Raw genomic sequence first — 12620 nt, 5'->3', positions numbered from 1 at the left:
AGACCACCGCGGGCCCCAACGGCGTTCGGCCCCTCACCCGGAGACGGGTGAGGGGCCGAACGCGGCCAGGAGCGGGGAGGCTCAGGCCAGGCCGTAGGCCTCGGCGGCGCGGCGGACCGCGTCCGGCTTGACGTCGCCCCGGCGGGCGAGCTGGGCCAGGGCCGCGACCACGATCGACTGGGCGTCGACGCCGAAGTGGCGGCGGGCCTCGTCACGCGTGTCGGAGAGGCCGAAGCCGTCCGTGCCCAGCGACGACCAGTCCTGCTCGACCCAGGGGCTGATCTGGTCCGGAACCGCCCGCATCCAGTCGGAGACGGCCAGGACCGGGCCCGGGGCGCCGGAGAGGGCACGGGTGACGTACGGGACGCGCTGCTCGCCGCGGAGCGCGGCGGCGTCGCAGTCCATCGCCTCGCGGCGCAGCTCCGTCCAGGACGGCGCGGACCACACGTCGGCGGCCACGCCCCACTGCTCGGCGAGGATCTTCTGCGCGTCCAGGATCCAGTGGATCGCCGTGCCGGAGGCGAGGAGCTGGATGCGCGGGGCGTCCTCCGCGAGGCCGAGCCCGGCGGCGTCCGCCTCACGGAAGCGGTAGAGGCCCTTGAGGATGCCCTCTTCCACGCCGTCGCCCTCGGGCATCGGCGGCTGGACCTTCGTCTCGTTGTAGACGGTCAGGTAGTAGAAGAGGTCTTCCTGCTGGTCCGCGTCCGGACCGTACATCCGGCGCAGGCCCTCCTTGACGATGGCGCCGACCTCGTAGGCGAACGCCGGGTCGTAGGAGACGGCCGCCGGGTTGGTGGAGGCCAGCAGGTGGGAGTGGCCGTCGGCGTGCTGGAGGCCCTCGCCCGTCATCGTCGTACGGCCCGCCGTGGCGCCGATGACGAAGCCTCGGCCGAGCTGGTCGGCGAGCGCCCAGAACTGGTCGGCGGTCCGCTGGAACCCGAACATCGAGTAGAAGATGTAGAACGGGATCATCGGCTCGCCGTGCGTCGCGTACGACGTCGCCGCCGCCGTGAAGTCGGCCAGCGAACCCGCCTCGGTGATCCCCTCGTTGAGGATCTGACCGTCCTTGGCCTCCTTGTAGTACAGGAGCTGGTCGCGGTCGACCGGGTCGTAGGTCTGGCCCAGCGGGGAGTAGATCCCGGCGGACGGGAAGAGCGACTCCATGCCGAAGGTGCGGGCCTCGTCGGGGACGATCGGGACCCAGCGCTTGCCGGTCTCCTTGTCCCGCATCAGGTCCTTGACCAGCCGGACGAACGCCATCGTGGTGGCGATCTCCTGCGAGCCGGAGCCCTTGTTCAGCGCCTCGAACGGCTTCTCGGCGGGCGTCGGCAGGCCCACCGGGTGCACCTTGCGGGCCGGGGCCGGGCCGCCGAGGGCCGCGCGGCGCTCCTGGAGGTAGCGCACCTCGGGGGAGTCCGGGCCCGGGTGGACGTAGGGCACGATCTCGTCGTCGAGCTTGCTGTCCGGGATCGGCAGCTCCAGCAGGTCCCGCATGGCGCGGAACTCCTTGCCGGTGAGCTTCTTCATCTGGTGGTTCGCGTTGCGCGACTCGAAGCCCGGGCCGAGGGTCCAGCCCTTGACGGTCTGGGCCAGGATCACGGTCGGCGCGCCCTTGTGCTGGACGGCCGCGCGGTAGGCCGCGTAGACCTTGCGGGGCTCGTGACCGGCGCGCGAGGTCTGGAACAGCTCGACGATCTTGTCGTCGGTGACCAGCCTGCCCAGCTCGGCCAGCGCCGGCGACGCACCGAAGAAGTGCTCGCGGATGTAGCCGGCGTCGCGCGTGGCGTACGTCTGGAACTGGGCGTCCGGCACCTCGCGCAGCCGGCGGACCAGCGCGCCCGTGGTGTCGAGCGCGAACAGCTCGTCCCAGGCGGAGCCCCACAGCGACTTGATCACGTTCCAGCCCGCGGCGCGGAACTGGGACTCCATCTCCTGCACGATCTTGAAGTTCGCGCGGACCGGGCCGTCGAGGCGCTGCAGGTTGCAGTTGATGACGAACGTGAGGTTGTCGAGCTGCTCGCGGCCCGCGAGGGCGAGTGCGGCGGTCGACTCGGGCTCGTCCATCTCGCCGTCGCCGAGGAACGCCCACACGTGCGAGCCGGAGGTGTCCTTGATCCCGCGGTTGTGCAGGTAGCGGTTGAACCGCGCCTGGTAGATCGCGGAGAGCGGGCCGAGGCCCATGGACACGGTCGGGAACTCCCACAGCCAGGGGAGGCGCCGCGGGTGCGGGTACGAGGGCAGGCCCTCGACCGGGCCCGGCGCGGCCTCGCGGCGGAAGCGGTCGAGGTGGGCCTCGGTGAGGCGGCCGTCGAGGAAAGCGCGGGCGTAGATGCCGGGGGAGGCGTGGCCCTGGAGGTAGAGCTGGTCGCCCGAACCGCCGTCGGCGCCCTCCTTGCCGCGGAAGAAGTGCTGGAAGCCCGTCTCGTAGAGCCAGGCGACCGAGGCGTAGGTCGCTATGTGGCCGCCGAGGCCGTCACGGCTGCCGCGGGTGACCATGGCCGCCGCGTTCCACCGGTTCCAGGCGGTGATCCGGGACTCCATGGCCTCGTCGCCCGGGAAGTCGGGCTCGGCGGAGGTCGGGATCGTGTTGACGTACTCCGTCTCCAGCGGGCCGGAGACGGGCAGCCCGCTCCGTTCGGCGTGCTCCACCGTGCGGCGCAGCAGGTAGGCGGCCCGTTCCTCGCCCGCATGGGCGGTCACGGCGTCGAGCGACTCCCGCCACTCGGCGGTCTCCTGGGGGTCGCGGTCCGGGAGCTGGTCCAGCTCACTGGGCTGCGGCGGGCGTACGGCATCGGGCATGGTTGCCACCTTCCGGACGGGCGGACACGTTGTGCGGTCGGGAGAGGGCTCCCGGGGGACGGGAGCGACCCTGACTGGGCAGGACAGGGGGACCCAACGAAGTGACCTTACGCCCGTGATCGATGATCGATCAAAGCATCCGGGGGTAAAAAACGCCCGCAGGGCGAAATTGGCATTCCGTGCCCTGAAAACGGGCACTCCGTGTCAGGTTCTGGCCTACGGACGGAAGTGTCGTCCGGACTACGGGCGCGGAGCCGGGGCGCAGCCCAGCACATGCTGCTTGACCAGCATCCCGATCCCCGGATCGCCCCGCTCCAGCGCCGCCAGCACGGCCTCGTGCTCCTCCGCGTACGACTGCTGCACCGTGCCCAGCCAGCGGATCGAGAGCGCCGTCCACACCTCGATGCCCAGGCTCTCCCAGGTGTGCAGCAGGACGCTGTTCCCCGCCGCGCGCACCAGCTCCCGGTGGAAGGCGACGGTGTGCCGCACCTGGGCCTCGCCGTTCCCCTGCCGGTCCGCCTCGTACAGCGCGTCCACGTGCGGGCGCAGCGCCGAGACGTCGCCCGCCAGGCGCGGCGCCGCCAGCTCGGCGGCGATCTGCTCCAGACCGGCCCGCACCGGGTAGATCTCCTCCAGGTCGGCCCGGCTCAGCTCGCGCACCCGGACGCCCTTGTTCGGCGCCGACTCGATCAGCCGCAGCGTCTCCAGCTCCCGCAGCGCCTCGCGCACCGGCGTCTGGCTGACCTCCAGCTCGCTCGCGATCCGCCGCTCCACGATCCGCTCCCCGGGCTTCCACCGCCCGCTCACGATGCCCTCCACGATGTGCTCGCGGATCTGCTCGCGCAGGGAATGGACGACGGCCGGAATCATGGGCGCTCCTAGCGGCAGGGACGGTGCCCTAGACGATACGACCCACCCCGGCACCCGGTGCCACTCCGTCGCGGTGAGTGTGAGCGACGGTACGCGCCGCGGAGCGGCACCGGGAGACCCGCCGGCGGTTCAGCGGCGGGCCGACTCCTCGCCGAGGAACTGCGGCTCGCCGTTGTACTGCGGCTTGCGCAGCCGGTCCGGTGTGAGCGGACTCATGGCCGTCACATCGCGCGGGGCGACGGAGAAGCCCTGCCAGTGGACCGGCATCGGGGTCTGGTCCTCGTCGCGCGCGATGTGGTGGAAGCCCACGTTCACCCAGGCGATCGGGTGCTTGAGCTGCTCGCCGTTCAGGAACTTGCCGACGTGCGCGGGGCGGCCCCGGCCGAAGTCGTTGTTGCCGCTCGCGTACTGCTCGTTCTTCTTGTACTGCGTGAAGTACACGTCGTACTTCGTGAACGGGCGTCCCGCGTACTTGCGCGGGTTGTGGTGCACCAGCTCCCAGGAACGGGCGTGCCCGTCCGCGTTCTTGCCCTTCTTGCTGACCACCCGCCACCAGCGTGCCGCCTTGGGGCTGGTGTCGCCGCCCTTCTCCTTGGCGACCCGGGTGCGCGAGGTCCGATAGGTCGGGATGCCGTCCTTCGAGCCGGTGTGCTTGGTGTCGTACTGCTCGACGCGGCCCGGGGCGCCGTCCGGGCCGAAGTTCAGCCGCCAGAAGATGTTGTGGTGGTGGCTGACCGCGCGGTCCTTCGCGCCGCCCTTGCCCACCGGCCAGCCCTGGCCGTCGGACGCGTCGAAGTCACTGGGCGAGAGGTTGCCGGTGGCGCCCGCCTTGGGCGTGATGGTGCCGTCGTCGGAGAAGTTCCACTGGTTGATGTAGTGGTAGTAGCCCGCCGAGTTGACCGTGTAGATCACCAGGTCCTGGCCCTGCTCGGCGTCCTTCTTGTCGGTCGCCTCGCCGATGTCCCCGCTGTTGCCGTGGTACGCGAAGCCGCGCTCGGCCGTGGTGACGCACAGCCCGTTGATCATCTTGTGGCGCGGCTCGTCCGCCTCGTCGTCGACGCGGGGGATCTTCTTCAGCGTGCCGCCCGGGCAGTCCTTGCCGCGCAGCGGCTCGGGGTAGTCGCCGAGCGTCATCTCGGTCAGGTCCTCGTACTCCGCCGCGGCGTTGTCGTACGCCACGTGGATCTGCGCGAGCTTCGCGCTCTTGAGGACGCTGATCGGCTTCGCCTCGCCCTTGGGCTGGAACGAGATGTCCTCCAGCACCAGTCCGGCCGTGCTGGTCGTGTGCCAGCACATCCGCCACACGCCGCCGCGCATCGTCTGCTGGATGGCGTTGGACGTACGGCAGTCCGGGTTCGGGGCGCCGGGCGCGGCCGCCGCCGGGGTCGCGGGAACGGCCGCCAGCGCGGGAACGGTGAGGACCGCGGCGGCGGAGGCCGCGAGGGCCGCCGTCCTGCGCGTCGTGCGGGCCCTGCCGGGAGTCTGTCCTGTGCGCATGTGTCGTGGCTCCCCGTTCAGTCGGTGCCGATCCGGTGCACGGACCGGTCGCTGAGGTTGATGACGAAGTTCTTGGTGTCGATCCACGGGCCGCCCTTGACCCGCGTGAACAGCCGTACGCAGCGCTCCTGTCCGCAGGAGGCGAGCGGCCCCGCCGGGTCGTCGTGCGGGCGGTAGGTCAGGCCGCGCACGGCGAGCTGTGTGTCGCGGGTCAGCTTCTCGCCCCTGGCGCGCTCGTAGTCCGCCCGCAGCCCCGCGCCCAGCTCGTCCTTCACCAGCAGCGACGCCGCGGCGCGCGCCTCCGTCAGGGACGGCGGCGGCTGGGTGTTCCTCGACTTCTCGGAGGCGGTCACCTTGCCGGTGGCGAGATCGACCGTCTTGTGGACGGCGGTGTCGTCCTTGTAGTCGTAGAAGTAGACCTCCGCCGTACGGCCGCCGCTTCCCTCGTCGGACAGATCGGTCGACAGGTGCTGCGGCGGGCCCTCTTCGCCCTTCACGTCCTCGCTCGTCGCGCGGAGCGAGGTGTCCCCCGCGAGCGCCGCCTTCGTGGCCTTCTCCCGCTCACTGGCCGTCAACGGCTCGCGCCCCTGCCCCGGTTCGTCCTGATCGGGCGCCGCCTCCGCGCGGGCGGGCTCCCCCTCCCGGGACGCCGAGGTGTTCGTCCCGCGCGCGTCCCCGCGCCCGTCGGCGTCGTCGCCCGAGGCGCTGAGGGGGACGGTGACGGCGATCAGTCCCGCCGTGGCCGCGACGGCCACCACCGTCCCCCACAGCATGCGACGCACCGCCGAGCGGTGGTCGGGCGCCCGCGTGCGCGCCGCCTCTTCCCCCGGCCTTTCCCCGGGTTCCCCCGCGGTCTTCGAGTCCCCCTCGTCAGGCATGTGGTCAGCCCCCTGCGTGTGCCGTCCGCACGGCTCCCCGCCGTGCGCTTCGCACCGATTCCAGCCGTCTTCCGGTTGTTCGGCACCCCCTGACCAGCGGGCCGAACAATTCCCGTACGGTGGCGGCAGACCGGGGGAACAAGGGAAGACGGGGGCAAAGGGGCAAAGGGGGAACCCGAGAGGTGGGGCGCAGGGAATCGCCGGTCGATCCGGCGGAGGGCCCGGTCCAGCGTTTCGCGTACGAGCTGCGCAAGCTCCGCCAGGAGGCGGGCGGTCCGACCTACCGCCGGCTCGCGGCCCGTTGCGACTACTCCGTGACCACGCTCTCCCAGGCCGCCGCGGGCGAACGGCTGCCGTCGCTGCCCGTGGCGCTCGCCTACGCCACCGCGTGCGGCGGCGACCGCGAGGAGTGGGAGCGGCGCTGGCGCGAGGCCTCGGAGGAGGAGACGGCGCGCGCGACCGCGCCCACTCCGCCGGAGGAGGAGACCGAGGAGCCGCCGTACCGGGGCCTGGCCCGCTTCGAGCCCGGCGACGAGGCCGCGTTCCACGGCCGTACGGCCCTGACGGCCGAACTCCTCCACCTCGTACGGGACAAACGCTTCGCCGCCGTCTTCGGCCCCTCCGGCAGCGGCAAGTCCTCCCTCCTCCGCGCGGGCCTCATACCCCGGCTCCGGGGTGCGGCGGACGGCGGACGGGATGGCGGACGGGACGCCGGGGGCCACCGGGCGGAAGCGCGCGAGGAGTGCTGCGGGGAGTGCCGCGGGGAAAGGGCCTGCGCCGGGGGAGGGCGGCCCGCCGCGGTGCGGATCCTCACCCCCGGGCCGCACCCCGACCGTACGCACGCGCGGGCGCTCGTGGCCGCCGAGGGGGAGGGGGAGACATGGGTGCTCGTCGACCAGTTCGAGGAGGTCTTCACCCTCTGCCACGACCCCGGGGAACGCTCCCGCTTCCTCGGCCGCCTCCTCGCCGCCCGCGACCCCGGAAGCCGGCTGCGCGTCGTGATCGCCGTACGGGCCGACTTCTACGGGCGCTGCGCCGAACACCGCGGCCTCACCGAGGCGCTGCGGGACGCCAATCTCCTCGTCGGCCCCATGAGCCCCGCCGAGCTGCGCGAGGCCATCGTCCGCCCCGCCGCGGCACGCGGCCTCCTCGTCGAACGCCCCCTCACCGCCCGGCTGGTGAACGAGACCCAGGGCGAACCCGGCGGCCTGCCCCTGATGTCCCACGTGCTGCTGGAGACCTGGCGCCGCCGCAAGGGCCGTACGCTCACGCTGGACGCCTACGAGGCGGCGGGCGGCGTGCACGGCGCCGTCGCCCAGACCGCCGAGCGCGTCTACTCCGAGCTGTCACCCCGGCAGGCCACCCTCGCGCGCCGCATCCTGCTCCGCCTCATCGCCCCCGGCGAGGGCTCCGGCGACACCCGCCGCCCCGCCGCCCGCGACGAACTCGCCCCCACGGAGGGCGCCGACGACGGCCCCGACACCGCCCTCGTCCTCGAACGCCTCGCCGGCGCCCGCCTGCTCACCCTCGACGAGGACACCGTCGACCTCGCCCACGAGGCCCTGATCACCTCCTGGCCCCGGCTGCGCGCCTGGATCGAGGAGGACCGCGCCCGGCTGCGCGCCCACCGCCGCCTGACCGAGGCCGCCCGTACGTGGGAGGAGCTGGCCCGCGACCCCGGCGCGCTCTACCGGGGCAGCAGGCTCACCGCCGTCGAGGAGCGCTTCGCCGGGCTGCCCGCCGAGGACGGCGAACTCAGCCGCCTGGAGCGCGAGTTCCTCACCGCCAGCCAGGGCGCCCGGCTCCGCGAACGGCGGCGGCTGCGCGGCGGGGCCGCCGCGCTGTGCGCGCTGCTCGTCCTCGCCATGCTCGCGGGCGTCGTCGCCTGGCAGCAGACCCGCACCAACGACCGCCAGCACATCGAGGCCGAGGCCCGCCGTATCGCGGCCGTCGCCGACAGCATGCGGATCTCCGAACCCCGGCGCGCCATGCGGCTGTCCGTCGCCGCCTGGCGCCTCGCGGACACCCCCGAGACCCGTTCCGCGCTGCTCGGCGCGCTCTCCCAGCCCGAGTCCGACGCGCTGACCCTGCCCGGCGGCACGCAGGGCGGCGACTCGGCGGGCGAGACCGAGCGGTTCCTCAGCGCCGACGGCAGGACCGTCGTCAGCACCGACCGCCGCAGGCTGGAGCGCTGGAACGTGCCGGACCACCGCCGGATCTCCGCCCGCCCCGGCACCGGCGCCGACCCCACCTCCTCCGGCGGCTCCCTGCTCAGCCGCGACGGCCGCACGCTGGTCACCAGCGACGAGGAGATGCGGATCAGCGCCCGCGACCTCACCCGCCGCGCGCCCGCACGGCACCTGCGCGGCGCCCGGGGCAGGCCCGTCGGGCTCAGCCACGACGGCCGCGTCCTGGCCCTGAGCGACGACACGCCCGACCACGACGCCCTCGCCTTCTGGGACGTACGCCGGGGCCGCAAGCTCTTCGAACGACGGTTCCCCACCCGGCAGGACGGCCCCACCGCCGCGCTCTCCCGGGACGGCGCGCTGGCGGCCGTCTGCGCGGAGGGCCGCCCGCTCGAACTGTGGCACCTGGACCCCGGCGCCGGGCCGGACTCCCCGGCCGAGCCCGCCCGCGCCGGGTCCCGCTGGCCGGAGAAGGCCCGGCGCGCCGCCTGCCGCGGCACCACCGTCGAGTTCACGCCCGACGGCCGCGACCTGCTCTCCCTCGACGGCGAGGGAATCCACGCCCGCGACGCGCGCACCGGCCGCGCGGGACGCTCGTACGGGCTGCGCGGCCTCAGCTCCATGGCCGTCAGCACCGACGGCGAGCTGATCGCCGCCACCGACACCGAGGAACTGGTCGTCTGGCGCCGCGCCGGGCCCAGGCGGGCGATCCTGCGCTACCCGCTGGTCAGCGAGTTCGTCGGCGACATCGGCATCGACGCCGAGCACGGCGTCATCCGCTACCTCGCCGGGAAGGGCCAGATCGTCCGCTCCCTCTCGCTCGCCGGGGTCCACCGGGACCGGCACCGGGGCAAGGGCGCCCCGTACGCCGTCTTCAGCCCCGACGGGCGCCGCCTCGCCACCGCCCGGCACACCGGGAACGACGTGGTCTTCGAGATGCGCGACGGCCGCACGGGCCAGGTCGTCGACCGCCTGCCGTCCCCCGGCTGCCACCCGCCCGCCGGGAGCCGCACCGCCCCCGGCGAACCCGCCCTGGACTGCACACCCCTGCTCGCCTTCAACGGCGGCAGCCGCACCCTCGCCTACGGCGTCAGCAGCCCCCAGGAGACCGGCGGCTCCAGGGACCGCGTCGAGCTGTGGGACAGCCAGCGCCAGCGCCGCGTCCGCGCCCTCGACCTCACCCCGCGCGGCAGGGACCGCCACCGGCTCAACGAGGCGGAGGGCATGGCCTTCGCCCGCGACGGCCACACCCTGCTCGTCTCCCGCATCCCCGAGAACGAGGCCGTCGAGGTGTGGGACACCCGCGGCGGCGAGCGGCTGCGCGTCCTGCGGCACACCGGCGGCTCCGGACTCGCCCCGCACCCGCTGCGGAACGAGGTCGCCACCACCCAGGGCCACATCCTCGACCCCGCCACGGGCCGCCGCTTCCGCCGGGCCCTCACCCAGGACCAGACGAGCACCGTCGCCTACAGCCCCGACGGCCGCTACCTCGCCGCGGGCGACGAGTCCGGCCGCGTCACCCTCTGGGACGGCCGGGGCCGCCGCAGCCTCGGCCTCCTCACCGGCACCTCCCGCGACATCGGCGGCGCCACCCCCGAGCCCGTCAGCGCCCTCGCCTTCTCCCCGGACGGGGCGACCCTCGCCGTCGCGGGCGACGAGGGCACCCTCCGCCTCTGGGACACCGCCTCCCACCAGCCGCTGGGCACCGCGATGCCCACCGGCCGCGACCCGCTGACGGCCCTCGGCTTCAGCCCCGACGGCGCCACGCTCCACGCCGCGGGGACCCACACCCCCGTACGCCGCTTCCCCGCGAGCCCCGAACAGGCCGCGCCCCGGGTCTGCGCCCGCGCCCACGGCGGCCTCACGCCCGCCCAGTGGAAGGCCTCGCTCCCGGACGTCCCGTACCGGGAGACGTGCTGACCTACCGGCCCAGCCGCAGGCCGTCCTTCGCGGCGCCCCGGCTCAGCACGGCCTCGGTGATGGTGGAAAACGCGCGCTGCCGCTCGTAACCGGCCTTCCGGGCGGCGGGCGCCGCGAGGTTCACCAGCGTGTGACGCGGCGTGGTCTCCATCAGGAAGGGCAGATACTCGGCCTTGCGGACGGTCCACGAGCCGTCCCGGGTGCGGGGCGGCGCGAAGGTGAAGCGGGCCGCCGACCCCATCGTGCCGCGCGGGTCGTCCATCTTCCCGGCGATCTGGTCGCCCATCCCGTGGACGACCCAGGTCCCGTTGACCTTCTCGTACGCCTGCGGGACGTGCGCGTGGGTGCCGAGGATCAGGTCGATGTCCTTGCGGCCGCCGCTCCGGGACGCGGTGAGCTTCCGCGAGAGCGACTTCTGCGTCGCATCGGGCGCCTCCTGCCACTCGGTGCCCCAGTGCAGGCTGACGACCACCACGTCGGCCCCGGCCTTACGGGCGGCGCGCGCGTCGGCGATGATCCGGTCCCGGTCGATCATGTTGACCGTCCACGGCTTGTCCTCGGGGAGCGGGATGCCGTTGGTGCCGTACGTGTACGCGAGCTGCGCGACGTTCGCGCCGCCCGCGCGCAACATCGCCGGACGGGTGGACTCGGCCTCCGAGCGGGCGGAGCCCGCGTGCCGCAGCCCGGCCTCGTCCATCGCGTCGAGGGTGCGCTCCACGCCGTCGGAGCCGTCGTCCAGGGTGTGGTTGGAGGCCGTGGAGCACGAGTCGTAGCCCGTGTCCTTGACGGCCCGCGCGAGCTGCGGCGGCGTCACGAACGCCGGGTAGCCGCTGAAGGGCCCGTCATCCTCGCCGTAGACCGTCTCCATGTGGCAGATCGCGAGGTCGGCCTTGCTCGCCACGGGCTTGGCCGCCGCGAGCATCGTGCGGAAGTCGTAGCCGGAGCCGCCCGAGTCGGCCCTGGCCTGGCGGATGATCGAGTCGTGGACGAGCAGGTCACCGGTGGCGACGAGCGAGAAGGGGCGCAGCTTCTCGTCCTCGTCGTCCTCGTCGTCGTCCTCCGCCGCCCGCGCCGCCGCCGGGGACTTGCCCTTGCTGCGGTCCGCGTCCCCGGCCCGGCCGTGCTCCCCGGAGGAGCGCACGGTGCCGCCGTCACCTTCACCGTCGCCGCCGTCGCCGCAGCTCGCGAGGGAGCCGAGGAGCGCGGCGGCGATGAGCACCGCGGCGACGCCCCGGGCGCGTCGAGTCCGTCTGAATCGTGTGGTCGTCATATGACCACGAACCGGTAAGTACGAAAATCCCCCCGGCAGACATGCCGGGGGGATCGGCCGTACGGCTCAGGGAATCCCTACGAACGAAGGGCGCCCCGCCCGGTTCGCACCGGGCGGGGCTGTGTTTCCCGCTCAGAGGTCGCCGGGGGTGCTCAGAGCCCCAGCTCGCCCTCGAACTCGCCGGCCTCCAGGCGGGCCTTGACGTCGTTCAGGTACCGGGCCGCGTCCGCGCCGTCCACGAGCTGGTGGTCGTAGGACAGGGTCAGGTAGACCATGTCGCGGATGGCGATGGTCTCGCCCAGGTCCGGGTGGTTGACGACCATCGGGCGGCGCACGGTGGCGCCGATGCCCAGCTCGGCGACCTGCGGGAAGTTCACGATGATCGTGTCGAAGAGCGCGCCCCTCGACCCGGTGTTGCTGATCGTGAACGTGCCGCCCGACATGTCGTCCGGGCCCAGACCGCCCTCGCGGACCTTCTTGGCCAGCTCGGCGGTCTTGCGGGCGATGCCCGCCAGGTTGAGGTTCCCGGCCTCCTTGATGACCGGGACCATCAGGCCCTTCTCCGAGTCCACCGCGATGCCGACGTTCTCCACGTCGTGGTACGTGATGGTGCCGTCGTCGTTCAGCCGGGCGTTAATCGACGGGTGCGCCTTCAGCGCCTCCGCCGCGGCCTGGACGAAGAACGGCATCGGGGAGAGCTTGACGCCCTCGCGGGCCGCGAAGGACTCCTTGGCACGGGCCCGGAGCTGCATGATCCGCGTGACGTCGACCTCGACGACCGTGGAGAGCTGCGCCTGGCTGTGCAGGGCCTTCATCATGTTGTCCGCGATGACCTTGCGGATGCGCGGCATCTTGACGGTCTGGCCGCGCAGCGGCGAGGCCTCCAGCTTCGGCGTCTTCGGCGCGGAGGAGGCCGCCGGGGCCGCCGGAGCCTGCGCCTTGGCCGCCTCGGCCGCGGCGATGACGTCCTGCTTGCGGATACGGCCGCCGACGCCGCTGCCCTTGACCGAGGCCAGGTTCACGCCCTGCTCGGACGCGAGCTTGCGGACCAGCGGGGTGACGTACGCGCCGTCGCCCTCCGGGGCCTGCGCCGGGGCCGGGGCGGCCGGAGCCGCCGGGGCCGTGGCAGCCGGAGCCGGAGCGGGCTGCGCCGGAGCGGGCTGCGCGGGCGGCGCCGGGGCCGCGGGCGCGGGCTGCGCC

The 12620-nt window shown here is 73.6% G+C and carries 7 protein-coding genes; 1 reads left to right on the top strand and 6 read right to left on the bottom strand.

Going from position 1 to position 12620, the window contains the following annotated elements:
- Positions 1–81 precede the first annotated feature (81 nt).
- The 4 genes from aceE to ABD343_RS23690 form a co-directional block, all read right to left on the bottom strand.
- A complete protein-coding gene (aceE, locus tag ABD343_RS23705; protein WP_344531333.1) occupies positions 82–2799 on the bottom strand; it encodes a pyruvate dehydrogenase (acetyl-transferring), homodimeric type in 2718 nt (905 codons plus the stop codon).
- 240 nt (positions 2800–3039) lie between these two features.
- Complete coding sequence (locus ABD343_RS23700) at positions 3040–3669, bottom strand: GntR family transcriptional regulator (protein WP_344531332.1); 630 nt, start codon at positions 3667–3669, stop codon at positions 3040–3042.
- Positions 3670–3798: 129 nt separating this feature from the next.
- On the bottom strand, positions 3799–5166 hold the full coding sequence (locus tag ABD343_RS23695; protein ID WP_344531331.1) for a copper amine oxidase: 1368 nt from the start codon (positions 5164–5166) through the stop codon (positions 3799–3801).
- A gap of 17 nt (positions 5167–5183) precedes the next feature.
- Positions 5184–6044 carry a hypothetical protein gene (locus tag ABD343_RS23690; protein ID WP_344531330.1) on the bottom strand — a complete coding sequence of 287 codons (861 nt, stop codon included), beginning with the start codon at positions 6042–6044 and terminating at the stop codon, positions 5184–5186.
- 182 nt (positions 6045–6226) lie between these two features.
- Between ABD343_RS23690 and ABD343_RS23685 the strand changes: the two genes are divergently transcribed.
- Positions 6227–10150 (top strand): nSTAND1 domain-containing NTPase, encoded by a 3924-nt coding sequence (locus tag ABD343_RS23685; RefSeq protein WP_344531329.1) that lies wholly within the window; start codon positions 6227–6229, stop codon positions 10148–10150.
- Position 10151: 1 nt separating this feature from the next.
- Here ABD343_RS23685 and ABD343_RS23680 read toward each other — a convergent pair whose 3' ends face one another.
- On the bottom strand, positions 10152–11420 hold the full coding sequence (locus tag ABD343_RS23680) for a CapA family protein (protein ID WP_344531328.1): 1269 nt from the start codon (positions 11418–11420) through the stop codon (positions 10152–10154).
- A 152-nt stretch (positions 11421–11572) separates the two neighbouring features.
- Positions 11573–12620 (bottom strand): 2-oxoglutarate dehydrogenase, E2 component, dihydrolipoamide succinyltransferase (gene sucB / locus ABD343_RS23675; protein ID WP_344531327.1); only part of this gene is annotated, 1048 nt, incomplete at its 5' end.

This window comes from Streptomyces albiaxialis (assembly GCF_039530985.1).
GTDB classification, from domain to species: Bacteria; Actinomycetota; Actinomycetes; order Streptomycetales; family Streptomycetaceae; genus Streptomyces; species Streptomyces albiaxialis.
This window is presented reverse-complemented; position numbering and strand designations above follow the sequence as displayed.

What these genes read in the sequence shown, in the direction of transcription:
- ABD343_RS23695 (WP_344531331.1), bottom strand. Translation starts at nt 5,166, where the DNA reads ATGCGCACAGGACAGACTCCCGGCAGGGCCCGCACGACGCGCAGGACG.
- aceE (WP_344531333.1), bottom strand. Translation starts at nt 2,799, where the DNA reads ATGCCCGATGCCGTACGCCCGCCGCAGCCCAGTGAGCTGGACCAGCTC.
- ABD343_RS23700 (WP_344531332.1), bottom strand. Translation starts at nt 3,669, where the DNA reads ATGATTCCGGCCGTCGTCCATTCCCTGCGCGAGCAGATCCGCGAGCAC.
- ABD343_RS23690 (WP_344531330.1), bottom strand. Translation starts at nt 6,044, where the DNA reads ATGCCTGACGAGGGGGACTCGAAGACCGCGGGGGAACCCGGGGAAAGG.
- ABD343_RS23680 (WP_344531328.1), bottom strand. Translation starts at nt 11,420, where the DNA reads ATGACGACCACACGATTCAGACGGACTCGACGCGCCCGGGGCGTCGCC.